Annotated in this window: 16 protein-coding genes; 3 read left to right on the top strand and 13 right to left on the bottom strand. The window is 63.4% G+C overall.

What is annotated here, in order from left to right:
* Nucleotides 1-164 precede the first annotated feature (164 nt).
* From QOS90_RS11270 to plsB, 3 genes are all read right to left on the bottom strand, one after another.
* Entirely contained in the window at nt 165-854 is a 690-nt protein-coding gene (locus QOS90_RS11270) for a DUF4197 domain-containing protein (protein WP_027595773.1), read from the bottom strand.
* 33 nt (nt 855-887) lie between these two features.
* On the bottom strand, nt 888-1286 hold the full coding sequence (locus QOS90_RS11265; RefSeq protein ID WP_027595774.1) for a YbaY family lipoprotein: 399 nt from the start codon (nt 1284-1286) through the stop codon (nt 888-890).
* A gap of 76 nt (nt 1287-1362) precedes the next feature.
* A complete protein-coding gene (gene plsB, locus QOS90_RS11260; RefSeq protein WP_085272740.1) occupies nt 1363-3849 on the bottom strand; it encodes a glycerol-3-phosphate 1-O-acyltransferase PlsB in 2487 nt (828 codons plus the stop codon).
* 232 nt (nt 3850-4081) lie between these two features.
* Between plsB and QOS90_RS11255 the strand changes: the two genes are divergently transcribed.
* Nucleotides 4082-4291, top strand: coding sequence for a cold-shock protein (locus tag QOS90_RS11255; RefSeq protein WP_027595776.1), 210 nt, complete (start codon nt 4082-4084; stop codon nt 4289-4291).
* A 71-nt stretch (nt 4292-4362) separates the two neighbouring features.
* Here QOS90_RS11255 and QOS90_RS11250 read toward each other — a convergent pair whose 3' ends face one another.
* The 4 genes from QOS90_RS11250 to QOS90_RS11235 all read right to left on the bottom strand — a co-directional run bounded on the left by QOS90_RS11250 (nt 4363) and on the right by QOS90_RS11235 (nt 9420).
* A complete protein-coding gene (locus QOS90_RS11250) occupies nt 4363-4740 on the bottom strand; it encodes a hypothetical protein (RefSeq protein WP_027595777.1) in 378 nt (125 codons plus the stop codon).
* A gap of 17 nt (nt 4741-4757) precedes the next feature.
* The gene (locus tag QOS90_RS11245) at nt 4758-5570 is read right to left on the bottom strand and encodes a putative RNA methyltransferase (protein ID WP_085272741.1); all 813 of its coding nucleotides are present in this window, start codon (nt 5568-5570) and stop codon (nt 4758-4760) included.
* Nucleotides 5570-6721, bottom strand: a complete 1152-nt coding sequence (dapE, locus tag QOS90_RS11240; RefSeq protein ID WP_085272742.1) for a succinyl-diaminopimelate desuccinylase — start codon at nt 6719-6721, stop codon at nt 5570-5572. The genes QOS90_RS11245 and dapE overlap by 1 nt, the downstream gene beginning before the upstream one ends.
* A 107-nt stretch (nt 6722-6828) precedes the next feature.
* Nucleotides 6829-9420 carry a glycosyltransferase gene (locus QOS90_RS11235; protein ID WP_027595780.1) on the bottom strand — a complete coding sequence of 864 codons (2592 nt, stop codon included), beginning with the start codon at nt 9418-9420 and terminating at the stop codon, nt 6829-6831.
* A 133-nt stretch (nt 9421-9553) separates the two neighbouring features.
* Between QOS90_RS11235 and tcdA the strand changes: the two genes are divergently transcribed.
* Nucleotides 9554-10363, top strand: a complete 810-nt coding sequence (gene tcdA, locus QOS90_RS11230; RefSeq protein ID WP_027595781.1) for a tRNA cyclic N6-threonylcarbamoyladenosine(37) synthase TcdA — start codon at nt 9554-9556, stop codon at nt 10361-10363.
* A gap of 9 nt (nt 10364-10372) precedes the next feature.
* Here the strand turns inward: tcdA and QOS90_RS11225 are convergent, their stop codons facing one another.
* The 6 genes from QOS90_RS11225 to QOS90_RS11200 form a co-directional block, all read right to left on the bottom strand.
* Nucleotides 10373-10783, bottom strand: a complete 411-nt coding sequence (locus QOS90_RS11225; RefSeq protein ID WP_027595782.1) for a SufE family protein — start codon at nt 10781-10783, stop codon at nt 10373-10375.
* A complete protein-coding gene (locus QOS90_RS11220) occupies nt 10780-11985 on the bottom strand; it encodes a cysteine desulfurase (protein WP_085272743.1) in 1206 nt (401 codons plus the stop codon). Before QOS90_RS11220 ends, QOS90_RS11225 begins: the two co-directional genes overlap by 4 nt.
* Before the next feature lie 78 nt (nt 11986-12063).
* Nucleotides 12064-13098: a 2,3,4,5-tetrahydropyridine-2,6-dicarboxylate N-succinyltransferase gene (gene dapD / locus QOS90_RS11215; RefSeq protein WP_085272744.1), complete on the bottom strand. Its 1035-nt coding sequence runs from the start codon at nt 13096-13098 to the stop codon at nt 12064-12066.
* Nucleotides 13099-13139: 41 nt separating this feature from the next.
* Complete coding sequence (locus tag QOS90_RS11210; RefSeq protein WP_027595785.1) at nt 13140-13487, bottom strand: ArsC family reductase; 348 nt, start codon at nt 13485-13487, stop codon at nt 13140-13142.
* Between the two features lie 124 nt (nt 13488-13611).
* Complete coding sequence (locus tag QOS90_RS11205) at nt 13612-13911, bottom strand: HigA family addiction module antitoxin (RefSeq protein WP_027595786.1); 300 nt, start codon at nt 13909-13911, stop codon at nt 13612-13614.
* Nucleotides 13912-13919: 8 nt separating this feature from the next.
* On the bottom strand, nt 13920-14198 hold the full coding sequence (locus QOS90_RS11200) for a type II toxin-antitoxin system RelE/ParE family toxin (RefSeq protein ID WP_081717529.1): 279 nt from the start codon (nt 14196-14198) through the stop codon (nt 13920-13922).
* A gap of 242 nt (nt 14199-14440) precedes the next feature.
* Here QOS90_RS11200 and QOS90_RS11195 point away from each other — a divergent pair, with 242 nt between their 5' ends.
* Nucleotides 14441-16087 carry a Na+/H+ antiporter gene (locus QOS90_RS11195; RefSeq protein WP_085272745.1) on the top strand — a complete coding sequence of 549 codons (1647 nt, stop codon included), beginning with the start codon at nt 14441-14443 and terminating at the stop codon, nt 16085-16087.
* The last annotated feature ends 104 nt before the right edge of the window (nt 16088-16191 follow it).

Below are 16191 nucleotides of genomic sequence, written 5' to 3'. Positions count from 1 at the left end.
AGGAGCAGCCTTGTGCTGCGAAGAGGCCGGTGCAGGCACCCTTGATGTCAGGTGCTTGCACCGGCCTCTTCGCAGCACAAGGCTGCTCCTACAAAGGGGCTGAGCTGCGCCCCTCATGTTGGACACCCGTCCATTATCTGGGGCGCAGTGCAGGCCAGGTGCGCTTAAAGCACGCCGAAGACCTTCTTGGCCAGGCTCGTAGCAGCCTCGGCCGGGTTCTGGCGAATGCTTTGTTCTTGCTTGCCGATCATCTCGAACAGGCCATCCAGCGCCTTTTCGGTCACGTAGTTCTCGATGCTGGCGCTCTTGGCGTCGACCACGCCCAATGCCACCGCTTGCCCGGCAAAGTTGTTGTACTGCTGGGCCAGGCCCACCTTGTCGGTGGCTTGCTTGACGATCGGCAGGAACTTGGCGCGGATCTGTTCGCGGCTGCTCTTGTTCAGGTACTGGGTGGCCGAGTCGTCGCCACCGCTGAGGATGCCCTTGGCATCGGTCACGCTCATGTTCTTGACAGCATCGACCAGGATCGCCTGGGCCTGTGGCACGGCAGCCTCGGCGGCCTTGTTCATGCTGGTTTCCAAGGCGTCGACCTGGTCACCCTTGCCGAACATCTTCATGGCTTTGGCGGCCTTGCCAAGGTTGCCCGGCAGTTCGATGCGCACGTCCGGGTTGTTGTTGAAACCGCCTGGGGTGCTCAGTTGCTTGACGGCAATCTGCGCGCCTTGGGTCAGCGCGTCTTTCAGGCCACCGGTGGCGTCCTTCTGGGACAGGTCGCCCAGCGACAGGGCCAGGGCACTGGCAGACAGCAGCAAGCCGGCACACAGGGTGGTGAAACGCAGGGAAGAGCGAATCATGAAGCTTTCCTTCTGAACAGAAATGTACGGGTGTCAGCGAACCTGATCGACCTTGATGCGCACGGGCTGGGTGTCGCTGCCGTCGAGTTTGACGCCGTGGTGTTCGGTGTTGATGAACAGCAGCTTGCCGTCGAGCTCGATACGCGCGCTGATTGCATAGCGGTGGCCGGGCTTGACCTGGGCCGGGTCATAGGTGAGGTGGAACGGCAGCGGCACGTTGCCTTTAACCGGGCCGGCCTGGCTGGCCAGGGTCACTGCGGGTGCGTCCATCAGCGACACGTCTTGCAAGCTCACGCTGAGGGTGGCGGTTGGGGGCAGGGCGATGCGCTGCAGGTAGAAGACTTCGCCGTCCAGGCTGGCCTGGGTCGATGGGGTGTGGCTGGAGCAGGCTGCAAGCAGGGATGCGCAACACAGCATAAAGAGCTTTTTCATGGAATCTCCGTAGTCCTTGGCGCTGGCTTTTGGCCAACCCCAGGGACTTTAGCGGATTTGCGCGTCAGATAAAGCCTCAGAGGGCCGAAGTTTCCAGGGAGTCGTCACGGTGCAAGGCCACCTGGCGGATCGACAAGCGTAACTCCGCCGACAACACGCGCTTGGCGACCGCTTCGGCCACCTCGGCGAGCTTGTCGTGGTAGCCCAGCTTGCCCTGCGCGTCTGCTTGCAGCACGCCTTGCTCGATCAACGTCTGGATGAAGTGGCGGAACAGGGTCTTGTCGAAGAATTCCGGGGCGTTGAGGCCATGCAGAATCGACAGGCGCTGGGCCATCATCACGCAGAGGTCTTCCAGCGCTTCTGCACTCAAGGTGTGCTGGCCGCTGTTGAGCAACAGCGAAGTGGCCATGTAGAAGCGCTGCAAGGTCTGGGTGATGTTGCGGGCCAGCAACGTCAGCAATACGAACGGCCGAGAGCTCGGCGCCGGGCGCAGGTAGACATCGTTTTCCTGACGCAACAGCCCTTGTTCGACCAGTGCTGCCAGCCACTGGTCGATCACCTCGTCCAGTTGTTCCGGCGCCCAGCGCAGGAACAGTTCGGTTTGCAGGTACGGGTACAGCGCGCGGACATACTGGCCAAGCAGTTCGCGGCTCATGCGTGAGCTGCTGAGGAAGAAGCTGGCCAGCAGGGCCGGCAGGGCGAAGATGTGCAGGACGTTGTTGCGGTAATAGGTCATCAACACCGCATCGGCTTCATCCAGGTACAAGATGCGGCCCAAGGCGTCCTTCTGCTCAGACAGCAGCTTCATGCCCTTCACATGCTCGATCAAGGCCAGGCCATCCCCCTCCGGCAAGGTGGTGTGGGGCGAATACGGCACCGTGCGCAACAGCGACAGATACAGGTCCAGTACGCGGCTCAGAGCACGTTCGTCGAGGGCGTGGCGGCTGGTGGACAGCAGCGCCAAGGCCACCAGGTTGACCGGGTTGATCGCCGCGGCCTCGTTGAGGTGGCGCGCCACGGTATCGCCCAGGCGTGAAGTGGCCTGGTTGAGCCAGGCCGGGCGGAACTGTGGGCCGTGGTCCTGTTCACGCCAGCCGGGTTGCTGCTCGTCGAGGAAGCCCGCCAGGCGGATCGGCTCGCCGAAGTTGACGTAGACCTGGCCAAAGCGCTGCTTCAGGGCACTGAAGACCTTGAAGATGTCGAAGATCGACTCCTTCTTCTTGCTCGCGCCGCGCAGTTCGCCCAGGTAGGTGCGGCCTTCGAGCACGCGCTCATAGCCGATGTACACCGGCACGAAGACGATGGGCGTGCGCGACGAGCGCAGGAAGCTGCGCAGGGTGATTGCCAGCATGCCGGTACGCGGTTGCAGCATCCGCCCGGTGCGCGAACGGCCGCCTTCGACGAAGTACTCCACCGGGAACCCTTTGCTGAACAACGTGTGCAGGTACTCGTTGAACACGGCGGTATAAAGCGGGTTGCCCTTGAAGGTGCGGCGCATGAAGAACGCCCCGCCACGGCGCAGCAGGCTACCGACGACTGGCATGTTGAGGTTGATGCCGGCCGCCACGTGCGGCGGGGTGAGGCCGTTGCGGAACAACAGGTACGACAGCAGCAGGTAGTCGATGTGGCTGCGGTGGCAGGGCACGTAGATCACTTCATGGCCCGGGGCGATGCCTTGCACCTGCTCGATGTGATTGACCTTGATGCCGTCGTAGATCTTGTTCCAGAACCAGCTGAGCACCACTTCGAGGAAGCGGATCGCGGTGTAGGTGTAGTCCGAGGCGATCTCGTTGCCATAGCGCAGCGCCTGGGCTTCGGCCTTGGCCAGCGGGATGCCCTCGCGCTCGGCTTCGTCGCTGATGGCCTGGCGTACCTGTGGCGCATGCACCAGGCCCTTGACCAGGTTGCGTCGGTGCGAGATGTCCGGGCCGATCACGGCTGTCTTGAGGTTACGGAAGTGCACGCGCATCAGGCGCTGGGCCATGCGCACGGTGCGCTCGTGGCCCTTGTTGTGCTGCACCAGTTCACGCAGGTGGATCGGTGCAGAGAACTGCACACGCGTCTTGCGCCCCAGGATCAGCACGGTCAGCAGCCGGCGCAGGCGCCCGGTGACCGCCCAGCTGTCGGCGAACAGCAACTTCCAGGGGCTGGACTCACTGGCGGGGCTTTGGCCCCAGAACACACTCACCGGAATGATCTGCGCGTCTTCCTCGGCGTGCTGGGTCACGGCCGCGACCAGGCGTTCGAGGGTGGGCGGGGCGCCGCTTTTGTCCTGGCGGCCCAGCCAGTCGGGGTCGGGCGTCAGGTAAAAGAACGCGGCCGGCTCGTGCAGGGTGCCCACGGCCACCGGCAGCACCGGGCGTGGCAGCCCTGCCTTGGTGCACTCGCGGTCGAGTACTGCCAGGTCGGTCAGCGAGGGCGACGGCAGGGCATAGAACACCGGGCGGCTGCGGTCGAGCTTGAGCGTCAGCGACGACTGGTTGATGGTCTCGGAGCGCACCCACAGGTACAACAGGCGACGCAGGGCGCCGAAGATCAGGCGGCGCAGGGGGGAACGGGTCATGAGGAGTGGGCCCTGGGAGTGATTTTCAGGTGAGTATCCAGCCAATTAGTCTGCCGTATGTGCGTAAGTTCAGCAAAAACCGGCAAAAAGCGGGACCGTCATCAATTTTTTTTAATCTGTGTCATATACTCGGCCTGCCACTTGCAGGATATTTCGGCAAGCGGCGTCGGCACGCGGTGATGACTGCGGGCCTACAAGGCGATCTTCACAATAAAAATCCGGAGTAGTTCAGATGTCGTCTCGTGAGACTGGGAATGTAAAGTGGTTCAACGATGCCAAGGGCTATGGCTTCATTCAGCGCGAAGGTGGTGCGGATGTGTTCGTCCATTATCGGGCGATCCGCGGTGAGGGGCATCGTACCCTGGTCGAAGGGCAACAGGTCGAGTACGCCTGCGTGCAGGGCCAGAAAGGCCTGCAAGCCGAGGACGTAGTAGGGCTCTGAGCCTCATGTGGTAAGCCTCAAGCTGCAAGTCCGTGTCACTTGCAGCCTGATGCGATCAGTTTCCAGCGTATTCAGCTGGTGCGCCAGGTGATTTCCTCTTCACCGTCGGCGCTGATGCGGATCCAGCGATCGGCATCTTCTTCACCGTCTTCCTCGACCCAGCCACCCGGTGCGCAGCGTACTTCGACGCCGAGTGCGGCATGCGCGGCGCGGGCACAGGCGACGTCATCAGCCCACGGCGTCTGGTCGCTTTCCAGGTAAAGGCTGTTCCATTTCCCTACAGCCTTGGGTAACCAAGTGACTGGAATGTTACCGGCCTTGCATTTGAAGGTCTGGCCTTTTTGCTGCCATTCGCTGCACGGGCCGACAGCCTCGGCGAGCCAGGCGGCAATTTGCTTGTGGTCGACGTCGGCGTCCTTCAGGTAAATCTCGATATCAGGTTGGCGCATAAGGGCTCCGGGTGTGCTCAGTCTTGGCGCACGAAATAGTCATAACGCATGGAAACCGTGACCTCGAACGGCTCGGCCTGGTCGATCACCAGTGCCCGTTTTTCGGCGCTGGCGCGCCAGCCGTGCGGGGTCATGGCCAGCAGGTCGGCACGTGCCTTGGGCGCAGCCAGGCTCAGGCGGAACTCAAGGGTTTCGCTGTGCGCATGGGCCATGCCGTCCGGCACTAGGGCCAGGTGCTTGTCGTCGGCGTACGGGCGCACTTCATCGTAGAGCACTTCACGCAGCTCCATCAGGTGGCCGCTGGTCGGGCCGACCCGCATCAGGCCACCGCCAGGGCTGAGCAGGCGCTTGGCTTCGGCCCAGTCCAGCGGGCTGAACACGCTGGCGATGAACTGGCAGCTGGCGTCGGCCAGGGGCACGCGGGCCATGCTGGCGACCATCCAGGTGACCGACGGATCACGTCGGCAGGCGCGCTTGACCGCTTCGCGAGAAATGTCCAGGGCGTAGCCGTCGGCGTCGGGCAGGGCTTGGGCCAGCTGCGCGGTGTAATAGCCTTCACCGCAGCCGATGTCTAGCCACGCACCCGGCTGGCGCTCGGCGGCGAGCTCGGCCAGGCGACCGGCCACCGGGGCGTAGTGCCCAGCGTCGAGGAAGTCGCGACGGGCTTCGACCATGGCTTGGTTGTCACCCGGGTCGCGGCTGTTCTTGTGCTGCACCGGCAGCAGGTTCAGGTAACCCTGGCGGGCGCGGTCGAAGCGGTGGCCGGCAGGGCACACCACGCCATTGTCGAGCCGCGACAGGGCTGCCTGGCAGAGGGGGCAGGCCAGCATCAGGCGAGCAACCGGACCAGGGTCTGGTAGTAGATTTCGGTCAGCAGGTCGAGGTCGCTGGCCAGGATGCGCTCATCGACCTGGTGAATGGTGGCGTTGACCGGGCCGAGTTCTACCACCTGGGTGCCCATGGTGGCGATGAACCGGCCATCGGAGGTACCGCCGCTGGTGGACGGGCGGGTATCCCGGTCGGTGACGGCTTTGATGCTGGCCGACACCGCATCGAGCAATTCGCCCGGCTCGGTAAGGAAAGGCAGGCCGGACAGTGCCCAGTCGACGCTCCAGTCAAGCTGATGCTTGTCGAGGATTGCCGCCACCCGCTGCTGCAGGCCTTCGACGGTCGACTCGGTAGAGAAGCGGAAGTTGAACAGCGCAGTCAGCTCACCGGGTACCACGTTGGTGGCGCCAGTGCCGGAATTGAGGTTGGAGATCTGGAAGCTGGTTGGCGGGAAGAACGCGTTGCCTTCGTCCCAATGCTCGGCTGCCAGTTCTGCCAGGGCGGGGACGGCGAGGTGGATCGGGTTGCGCGCCAGGTGCGGGTAGGCCACATGGCCTTGCTTGCCACGCACAGTCAGTTTGGCGCCCAGCGAGCCGCGGCGGCCGTTCTTGACCACGTCGCCGAGCAGGGTGGTGCTCGAAGGCTCACCGACGATGCACCAGTCCAGGCGCTCGTTGCGTGCTTTCAGGCGCTCGACCACGGCTTTGGTGCCGTGGTGGGCCGGGCCTTCTTCGTCGCTGGTGATCAGGAACGCGACCTTGCCACGGTGGTCGGGGTAGTCGCGCACGAAGCGCTCGCTGGCCACCACCATCGACGCCAGGCTGCCTTTCATGTCGGCGGCGCCACGGCCGCAGAGCATGCCATCGGCATCGATCAGCGCTTCGAACGGCTCGTGCTGCCACTGCTGCACCGGGCCGGTCGGCACCACGTCGGTATGGCCGGCGAAGCACAGCACCGGGCCGTCCTGGTTGCCATGGCTGGCCCAAAAGTTGTCGACGTCTTCGATGCGCATGGGTTCGAGCTGGAAGCCCACGGCGCCCAGGCGGTTCATCATCTGCGCCTGGCAGTCGGCATCGACGGGGGTGACCGAGGGGCGACGGATCAGGTCGCAGGCCAGTTGAAGGGTAGGCGAGAGCTCGGCAGGGGCCGTCATGGGGAACTCCGGGGCAAGGCAAGGCGGAAAAACGAGGGGCGTTATCTTATATCAAACGAGGGTTGTCGGCACGGGGCAATGGGGCCGCTGGGCGGCCCCGGCCTGTTTCAGGTGGCTTGTGCTTCGACGTTCTTCTCGGCAGGTTTTGGCAACGACGACAGCAACGCCATCACCAATGCCGCCAGGTACGGCAACGACTGCACCAGCAGCATCGCCACCCAGAAGCGCATGTCCGAACTTGGCAGCCCTTGCACCAGATAGATGCCCAGCGCCGCGCCCCACAACAGCAGCATGATGAACAGTTCTTCGCGCGCTTCGGAGAGGGCCACCAGCACACCATGGCTGTCGGCATTTTTGGGCGTGCGGAAGAATGGCATGCTGCTGGTGAAGAACCCATACAGCACCGCCTTGGCGATGGTGTGCGACAACGCCAGCCCCGCCAGCGCGGCGGCGAAGGCATCCTTGAGGTTGACCCCGACCGCCCGGCGGTACAGGAAGATGATCTTGCCCACCTTGAAGAAGAACAGCGCCAGCGGGGGGATGGCGAAGATCATCAGCGGCGGGTCGACCCGGTGAGGCACGATGATCATCGCCGCCGACCACAGCAGTGCGCCGACGGTGAAGAAGATGTTCATGCCGTCGGCGATCCACGGCAGCCAGCCGGCCAGGAAGTGATAGCGCTGGCCGCGGGTCAGCTCGCTGCCCTTTCCGCGCAGCAGGGCGCCGGCATGGTGCTTGATGATCTGGATGGCGCCGTAGGCCCAGCGGAAGCGCTGCTTCTTGAAGTCGATGAAGGTGTCGGGCATCAGGCCCTTGCCGTAGCTGTTGTGGGCATAGGCGGCCGACAGGCCTTTTTCGAACACCCGCAGGCCCAGCTCGGCGTCCTCGCAGATGCACCATTCGGCCCAGCCCAGCTCTTCCAGGACTGAACGGCGGGTCATGGTCATGGTGCCGTGCTGGATGATCGCGTCACGGTCGTTGCGGGTGACCATGCCGATGTGGAAGAAGCCCTTGTACTCGCTGTAGCACAGCTTCTTGAAGGCGCTTTCGTGCTGGTCGCGGTAATCCTGGGGCGACTGCACCACGGCGATTTTCGGGTCGGCGAAATGCGGCACCATGTGCTTGAGCCAGTTGCGGTCGACGCAGTAGTCAGAGTCGATCACTGCGATCACTTCGGCATCTTTAGCGGTGTGCGGGAGCAGGTAATTGAGCGCGCCGCCCTTGAAACCGGCCAGGGGCGCGACATGGAAGAACTTGAAGCGCTCGCCAAGCTTCTCGCAGTGGGCCTTCAGGGGCTCCCACACGGCCGGGTCCTTGGTGTTGTTGTCGATCACCAGCACTTCGTAGTCGGGGTAGTCCAGCGCGGCCAGGGCATCGAGGGTCTGCTTGACCATCTCGGGAGGCTCGTTGTAGCAGGGGACGTGCACCGAGACCTTGGGCCGGTAGGCGCTGTCGGCCTGCACCGGCAGGAATTCGCGACGGCGCTTGTGTATCCATACCGCCTCGGCCAGTTCGTGGGCTTCTGTCAGCAACACGATGAACACGCCCAGCGCACCCAGCGCCAACAGCACGCCCACGGTGAGGCTGAACCAGGTGCTGTATTGCTGGCTGTAGTCGTAGGCAATCCATACCAGCACCGACCCGCACAGGAAGGTGATGAAGGTCAGGAAGGTGCGGCCACGCTGGCGCAGGGCAGAGCCATCGATGAACAGCACCATCAGGGCAATCATCGCCAGCACCACCGAGGCGACCGCCAGGGCACGCCACTGCGGGATGGCGACTACCGGGCCATCGAAGTTGAACTTCTGCTGGCGCTCGGCGTTGAACACGCCCCAGTAAGCCCCCACCGAACCTTCGTCACTGGCTTTCCAGGGCTGGTCGTAGGCCTCGATCACAAAGTAGTTGTAACCGCGGCGGTTGAGCGTGTTCACCAGGGTGCGCAGGTAGATGGCCTGGTCAGCCTGGGTAGCATCGGCACCGCCGCGCATGCGGCCATTGCTCGGCCAGCCGACTTCCGACAGCAGCAGCGGCTTGCGCGGGAACTGCTGCTTGAGGTCGCGGGCGCGGTCGAGCACGAACTCCACCGAGTCCTGCATCGGCACGAATTCCCAGTAAGGCAGGATGTGCGCGGCGATCAGGTCGACGTGCTTGGCCAGTTCCGGGTGTTCTTTCCAGATGTGCCACTGCTCACTGGTGGTGACCGGCACCTTGACGGCGGCGCGTACCCGGTCCAGGTACTGGATCAGTGCCTCGGGCGTGACTTCTTCGCGGAACAGCGCCTCGTTGCCGACCACCACCCGCACCACGCTGCGCGAGGTGTTGGCCAGTTCGATGGCGGTGGCGATTTCGCGCTCGTTGCGCTCAAGGTCCGGGCTGATCCAGATACCCAAGGTCACCCGCAGGCCGAATTCCTCGGCCAGGCGCGGGATATCTGCCTGGGTGCCCTCTACGGTATAGATGCGGATGCTGTCGGTCAGCTTGCTCATCTGCTCCAGGTCTTGGCGCATCTCGTCGTCGCTGGGGTATTGGCCCTTTTGCGGGCTTTCCCCGAGGCGGAAGGGCGAGTACGAGAAACCAGAGATCTGCTCCGGCCAGGCAGGCGCGGAGACGGGGCGGTTGATCAGCGCCCAGAACCCGGTGAACAGCGCCGCGATGGCCAGGACCACGACCAGGTTGAGGCCGAATTTGCGTGATGACATTGTCGTCCAAGTCTGTCGGATTGAGTGAATATTAAAGCAGGATTGGCCGGCACTTTCCTAACCATGGAGGCCAACGGCGCCATTGGCATATAATGCGCGCCGTTTTTAGCGGTATGCGCTTCGGGGTAGCAAGATGAGCACAGAAGATCCACGCTTTGCCGGCGTCGCCCGGTTGTATGGCGATGATGGCCTGCAGCGGTTGAAACAGGCCCATGTGGCGATCGTCGGTATCGGCGGGGTCGGCTCGTGGGCGGCCGAGGCGTTGGCGCGCAGTGGCGTGGGCGAGATTACCCTGTTCGACCTCGACGATGTCTGTGTCAGCAATACCAACCGTCAGGCCCATGCCCTCGAAGGGCAGGTGGGGCGGCCCAAGGTCGAGGTCATGGCCGAGCGCCTGCGGGCGATCAACCCAGCGTGCACGGTGCACGCGGTAGCTGACTTCGTCACCCGCGAGACCATGGCCGAGTACATCACCGAAGGCCTCGACTTCGTTATCGACTGCATCGACAGCGTCATGGCCAAGGCCGCGCTGATTGCCTGGTGCAAGCGGCGCAAGATCGGCGTCGTGACCACCGGTGGCGCGGGGGGGCAGATCGACCCAACGCAAATCCAGGTCGGTGACCTCAACAAGACTTTCAACGACCCGCTGGCTTCGCGGGTGCGGTCCACCTTGCGTCGCGACTACAACTTCTCGCGCAATGTCAGCCGTAACTACGCCGTGCCGTGCGTGTTTTCCAGCGAGCAGCTGCGCTACCCCAAGGGGGATGGCAGCGTTTGCCTGCAGAAGAGTTTCGTCGGTGAAGGCGTGCGCCTGGACTGCTCGGGTGGCTTTGGCGCGGTGATGATGGTGACCGCGACCTTTGGCATGGTCGCGGCCAGCAAGGCCGTGGAAAAACTGGTGGCGGGTGCCAGGCGGCCGTCAGAGCGGGTCAAAGCCGAGTAAGGCGCTGATTCAACTGACCGCACCCAGCTCTGCCATCCGCAGCAACACTGCATGCAGGCCATTGCTGCGCGAGGGGGACAGTTGCCGCTCCAGGCCTAACTGGCTGAACCAGCCCGGTAAATCCACGTTGGCCAGCTCGCTGCTGGCCAGGCCCTGCACCCGCACCAGCAGCAAGGCCAGCAACCCGCGCAACAACCGTGCATCGCTGCTGGCCTTGAATCGCCACTGGCCATCCCGCTGTTCAGCCACCAGCCACACCAGGCTTTCACAGCCATGCACGCGGTTGTGCTCGCATTTGTCGGCCTCACTCAGCGGCTCAAGACGATCACCCCACTGCATCAGCAGCCGCGCACGTTGCTCCCAGCCGCGGGCCTGCTCGAACTGTACCAGCGCCTCGCGGGCAGCTGTCGGCAAACTCATCGCAACATCTCCAGCCCTTGATCCAGCGCGTCGAAAAAGCGCTGCAGGTCATCGCTGTCGTTATACAGCCCCAGCGACACCCGAATCGCCCCCTCAAGCCCCAGCCCTTTGAGCAGCGGCATGGCGCAATGATGGCCGGCACGCACGGCGATGCCTTGCTCGGTCAGCAGATGGGCGATGTCGGCGTTGTGCACCCCTTCGATCACGAAGCTGGCCAAGGCCGTCTGTGGCGAGCCGAGCACGCGGATGCCATCGCGGTCGGCCAGGCCGCGCAGCAAGTGCTGGTGCAAGCTGGCCTCATGCCGTTCGACCGCCTGAGCATCGAGGCTGGCCAGGTAATCGAGCGTGGCGCCCAGGCCGATGACGCCCGCGATCGGTGGGGTACCGGCTTCGAAGCCCAGCGGGGCGGGGCGGAAGCTGGCGCTCTGGTACTCGGCCAGTTGCACCATTTCACCGCCAAATTGCCAGTGGCGCAGCAGCGCCAGCGCCTGGCTGCGACCGTACAGCACGCCAACCCCTTCCGGCCCATACAGCTTGTGGCTGGAAAAGACATAGAAGTCGCACGCCAACTGCTGCACATCATGGCGGCCATGCACCACGCCCTGGGCCCCGTCGACCACAGTCAATGCGCCTTGGGCCCGGGCATGGGCCAGCAAGGCCGACAGCGGCTGCCAGGTGCCCAGCACGTTGGACAGCTGGCTGACCGCCAGTACCCGGGTGCGTGGCCCGATCAGTTGCAGGGCCTGATCGAGGTCGATGCAGCCGTGAATGTCGAGCGGCAAGATGACCAGGCGAAGGTTGCGCCGCCGGGCCAGCTGTTGCCAGGGCAGCAGGTTGGCATGGTGTTCCAGGGCACTGACGGCGATTTCGTCACCGGCTTCGAAGCGGTGCTCCAGGCCATAGGCCAGCAGGTTGAGGGCCGAGGTGGCGCCATGGGTGAAAACGATCTGCCGCGAATCGGCGGCATTGAGCCAGGCGGCAACCTTGTCGCGGCTGGTTTCGAACGCCTGGGTCGCCAGCGCGCCGGGCAGGTGTTGGGCACGGTGCACGTTCGCCGCGCCATGGCCGTAGTAATGGCTCAGGGCATCGATCAGGGCTTGCGGTTTCTGGCTGGTGGCGGCGCTGTCCAGGTAAGTCTGGTGCTGCCGTTGCAGGGCGGCGATGGCGGGGAAATCGGCACGCCAGGGGGAGGGCTGGAACATGGTCGCGGGGCCTGGAATGAAAAACGGGTCTGGCATTACGCCAGACCCGATCTTATCACTTCAAACCGAGGAAGGTTCTCAGTTGTGGGCGTGCAGCGCCTCGTTCAGCTCGATGGCCGACTTGTGAGTCTTGCATTCCACCGCGCCATTCAGCGAGTTGCGACGGAACAGCAGGTCGGTCTGGCCGGCCAGGTCGCGGGCCTTGACCACTTTGACCAGCTCGTTGTTCTCGTCGAGCAGGTTCACTTTGGTGCCAGCGGTAATGTACAGGCCAGCTTCGACGGTGTTGCGGTCGCCCAGCGGGATGCCGATACCGGCGTTGGCGCCGATCAGGCAGCCTTCGCCGACCTTGATGACGATGTTGCCGCCACCGGACAGGGTGCCCATGGTCGAGCAGCCGCCGCCCAGGTCCGAACCCTTGCCGACGAAGACGCCCGCCGAAACGCGGCCTTCGATCATGCCTGGGCCTTCGGTGCCCGCGTTAAAGTTGACGAAGCCTTCGTGCATGATGGTGGTGCCTTCGCCGATGTAGGCGCCCAGGCGCACACGGGCGGTGTCGGCGATACGCACGCCGGCCGGGACCACGTAATCGGTCATTTTCGGGAACTTGTCCACCGAGAACACTTCCAGCAGCTCGCCCTTCAGGCGTGCTTCCAGTTGCAGTTCGGCCAGCTCGCCCAGGTCGACGGCGCCTTGGTTGGTCCAGGCGACGTTTGGCAGCAGCGGGAAGATGCCGGCCAGGCTCACGCCGTGCGGCTTGACCAGGCGGTGCGACAGCAGGTGCAGCTTGAGGTAGGCCTCTGGGGTCGAGGTCAGCGCAGCGTCTTCTGCCAGCAGGGTGGCGACCAGCGGCTTGTGGCTTTCAGCCAGGCGGGTCAGCAGGGCAGCCTGGGCGGCATCGATGCCTTTCACGGCTTCAGCCAGCTGCGCCGCTTGCGCATTGCTGAACGCAATGGCCTGGTTGCCGCCTTCGTAGCCGAGGATCGGGGTAACGGCAGCGATCAGCTCGGCGCTTGGGTTGACCAGCGGTTGTGCGTAGAAGACTTCAAGCCAGGTGCCCTGGCGGTTCTGGGAGCCGACACCGAAGGCCAGGCTGAACAGGGTATTGGACATGGGATTACCTCGTGCGAAATAGGGTGGAAGCGCAGGCGGGCTCAGGCCAGCGCTGCGGCATACGAATCAGGTTTGAAACCAACCAGGGTGCGCTCGCCCAGATCGAGCACCGGGCGCTTGATCATCGAAGGTTGGGCAAGCATCAGCTCGACGGCCTTGGCCTGGTCGATATCAGCCTTGCTGGCGTCGTCGAGCTTGCGGAAGGTGGTGCCGGCACGGTTGAGGATGACTTCCCAGCCGTGCTCGTCGCACCAGCGGTTCAGGCTGTCACGGTCGATGCCTTGGGTTTTGTAGTCATGGAATTCGTAGGCGATGGCTTTGTCTTCGAGCCAGGTACGCGCCTTTTTCATGGTGTCACAGGCTTTGATGCCGTAGAGCGTGTAAGTCATTGTGTACATTGGGGCAAAGGTTCCCCAATTTCTCCATTTTTCGAAAGTCAGCCGCGGGATTATGCTGGATCGATCCGCGCGGCGCCACGCCTGTGGCGCCCGACTTTATTGATCGAGATATGTCTCAAGCGACCAAGCGCTGCACGGATCCGATGATCTCATCACCATGTTGCTGTTCGGCTGTGCGCAAATCGAAGGCGATTTGCAGGTTGAGCCAGAACTCCGGTGTGGTGTCCAGGCAGATGGCCAGGCGCAGTGCCATGTCGGCGGAAATGCCGCCACGCTCGCGCAGGATGTTGTTGACCGTTGGCGTCGCAACACCCAATGCCCGCGCCAGAGCAGCGGCACTGAACCCCATTTCTTTCTGGAAGTCCTCGCGCAGAACTTCACCAGGATGTATTGGACGCATGCCATTCTTGAACATGATGCACCTCAGTGGTAATCGACAATTTCAACATTTGCCGGACCGTTTTCCGTCCAGATAAAGCACACGCGCCACTGATCATTGACTCGTATGCTGTGTTGGCCGGCGCGATTACCGCTCAACTGTTCCAGGCGATTGCCCGGAGGAGAGCGAAGGTCGCGCAGTTCTGTGGCAGCATCAAGCATGGCCAATTTGCGCTCTGCGACAGATTTGATATCTGACCAACGCCGTGTCTTTCCAGTCGTGAAGAGTGCTTCCGTGTCAGCACAGCTGAAGGCTTGAATCATGGGCCTGAACGCTTAACGTTATTCGTTAAGATTGATTATACGTCGACATAGCGTCATTTCAAGCCTGGAGAGTGAACACGCAGCGTTAATGGCGCGTGGTGGGTAGCATCGTGTTACATATTCCCGCCGCACCTGCGACTATCGTGCAGCGGCCCCGCATTGCCATACGCCGCTAACATATTGTTTCAATGGCGATGTTTCGCCTCGCTACAGTTATTGATTCATAAAGGAAGCTTTCACGGATGCAGTCAGCCTATACCGTCCTCATTCTGCTCACGCTGGTCAGCGTGTCGAAGCTGGTCGGCCGGATGATTCCGCTGCCCCTGCCATTGGTGCAGATTGCCGCTGGCGCGCTGCTGGCCTGGCCCACCCTGGGGCTGCACGTGGCCCTGGACCCCGAGCTGTTCCTCTTCCTGTTCCTGCCGCCGCTGTTGTTCGCTGATGGCTGGCGCATTCCCAAGCGCGAGTTGTGGCGCATTCGCGGGCCGGTGGTGGCGCTGGCCGTGGGGTTGGTGCTGTTTACGGTGGTCGGCGCCGGTTACTTCATTCACTGGCTGTTGCCGAGCATCCCGCTACCGGTCGCCTTTGCCCTGGCCGCGGTGCTGTCGCCTACCGATGCCGTGGCCGTTTCGGCCATTGCACAGGACCGTCTGCCAACCCCGCTGATGCATATGCTGCAGGGTGAGGCGCTGATGAACGATGCCTCGGGCCTGGTGACGTTCAAGTTCGCCTTGGCCGCAGCGATCACGGGGGTGTTCTCGTTGGCCGATGCAAGCTTCAGCTTCGTCCTGGTCGCCCTTGGCGGCCTGGCGGTCGGCGTTGCCCTGAGCTGGCTGATCGGCCGTCTGCGCGCCTGGATGATCGCCCGCGGCTGGGACGACCCCGCCACGCACGTGGTGTTCATGCTGTTGCTGCCCTTTGCGGCGTATGTATTGGCTGAGCGCCTGGGGGTATCCGGCATTCTGTCGGCGGTGGCGGCCGGCATGATGCAGAGCTGGCTCGACCTGCTGCCCCGCCAGACCAGTACCCGCTTGCTCAATCGCAGTGTGTGGTCGTTGCTGGAGTTTGCCTTCAATGGCCTGATCTTCCTGCTGCTTGGCCTGCAATTGCCGGACATCATCAAGGCCGTCGTGAGCCACGAGGCCACCGTGTGGCCGACCTTGGCCTGGCGCTGCCTGGATGTGCTGGCGATCTTCGCAGCGTTGATCCTGCTGCGGTTTATCTGGGTGCAGAGCATCTGGCGGGCCATTGGTGTGGTACGCCGTTGGCGGGGCAAGCCGGCGCTGGTGCTGATGCCCACGGCGCGCTCCTGCTGGCTGCTGACCCTAGGGGGCGTACGTGGCGCCGTGACCCTGGCGGGTGTGATGTCGGTGCCGCTGTTGATCAGTGCGGGCCAGGCGTTCCCCGAGCGCGACTTGCTCATCTTCATCGCCGCAGGGGTCATTCTGCTGTCGTTGATCAGTGCCTGCATTGCCTTGCCGATCCTGCTGCGTGGCGTCACCCAAAGCCCGGACGAGCGGCTGCATCAAGAAGTGCTGGAAGCTTGGCGACGCACGGCCGAGGCCGCGATTCATGCCCTGGAAGCGGAAGAGGTGATCGATGCCAACGCGCCGCAGGACGCCGCGCAGGCGACACTGGCGACCGAGCTCAAGGCGCGGTTGATGGCCGAGTACCGGGACGAGCTGGACAGTTACAACGACACGGCGGAGGCACGGGCCATGGCTGAGCAGATGGACCTGCTTGAGCGGCGTTTGCGCTTGCGTGCGCTGCGGGCGCAGCGGCTGGAGTTGTACAACCTGCATCGCCAGCACCTGGTGGGCGATGAGGTGGTGCGGCAGGTGCTGGGTGAGCTGGATATGAGCGAGGCGAACCTGGGCGCTGTCCGGTAGGTCGCAGGGGCTGCTCTGCAGCCCATTCGCGGGGCAAGCCCGCACAGGGTCCTCACAAGGTCTGAGCCTGCGCAGTTACCTGTAGGAGCTGGCTTGTCGGGGCG

Source organism: Pseudomonas sp. LAIL14HWK12:I10 (genome assembly GCF_900184205.1).
Taxonomy (GTDB): Bacteria; Pseudomonadota; Gammaproteobacteria; order Pseudomonadales; family Pseudomonadaceae; genus Aquipseudomonas; species Aquipseudomonas kermanshahensis.
The sequence above is the reverse complement of the archived record's forward strand: the minus strand, read 5'-3'. Positions and strand labels throughout refer to the sequence as shown.

Bases quoted from the DNA above. Each gene is read 5' to 3' on its own strand.
- QOS90_RS11270 (WP_027595773.1), bottom strand. From the start codon at position 854: ATGATTCGCTCTTCCCTGCGTTTCACCACCCTGTGTGCCGGCTTGCTG.
- QOS90_RS11265 (WP_027595774.1), bottom strand. From the start codon at position 1,286: ATGAAAAAGCTCTTTATGCTGTGTTGCGCATCCCTGCTTGCAGCCTGC.
- plsB (WP_085272740.1), bottom strand. From the start codon at position 3,849: ATGACCCGTTCCCCCCTGCGCCGCCTGATCTTCGGCGCCCTGCGTCGC.
- QOS90_RS11255 (WP_027595776.1), top strand. From the start codon at position 4,082: ATGTCGTCTCGTGAGACTGGGAATGTAAAGTGGTTCAACGATGCCAAG.
- QOS90_RS11250 (WP_027595777.1), bottom strand. From the start codon at position 4,740: ATGCGCCAACCTGATATCGAGATTTACCTGAAGGACGCCGACGTCGAC.
- QOS90_RS11245 (WP_085272741.1), bottom strand. From the start codon at position 5,570: ATGCTGGCCTGCCCCCTCTGCCAGGCAGCCCTGTCGCGGCTCGACAAT.
- dapE (WP_085272742.1), bottom strand. From the start codon at position 6,721: ATGACGGCCCCTGCCGAGCTCTCGCCTACCCTTCAACTGGCCTGCGAC.
- QOS90_RS11235 (WP_027595780.1), bottom strand. From the start codon at position 9,420: ATGTCATCACGCAAATTCGGCCTCAACCTGGTCGTGGTCCTGGCCATC.
- tcdA (WP_027595781.1), top strand. From the start codon at position 9,554: ATGAGCACAGAAGATCCACGCTTTGCCGGCGTCGCCCGGTTGTATGGC.
- QOS90_RS11225 (WP_027595782.1), bottom strand. From the start codon at position 10,783: ATGAGTTTGCCGACAGCTGCCCGCGAGGCGCTGGTACAGTTCGAGCAG.
- QOS90_RS11220 (WP_085272743.1), bottom strand. From the start codon at position 11,985: ATGTTCCAGCCCTCCCCCTGGCGTGCCGATTTCCCCGCCATCGCCGCC.
- dapD (WP_085272744.1), bottom strand. From the start codon at position 13,098: ATGTCCAATACCCTGTTCAGCCTGGCCTTCGGTGTCGGCTCCCAGAAC.
- QOS90_RS11210 (WP_027595785.1), bottom strand. From the start codon at position 13,487: ATGACTTACACGCTCTACGGCATCAAAGCCTGTGACACCATGAAAAAG.
- QOS90_RS11205 (WP_027595786.1), bottom strand. From the start codon at position 13,911: ATGTTCAAGAATGGCATGCGTCCAATACATCCTGGTGAAGTTCTGCGC.
- QOS90_RS11200 (WP_081717529.1), bottom strand. From the start codon at position 14,198: ATGATTCAAGCCTTCAGCTGTGCTGACACGGAAGCACTCTTCACGACT.
- QOS90_RS11195 (WP_085272745.1), top strand. From the start codon at position 14,441: ATGCAGTCAGCCTATACCGTCCTCATTCTGCTCACGCTGGTCAGCGTG.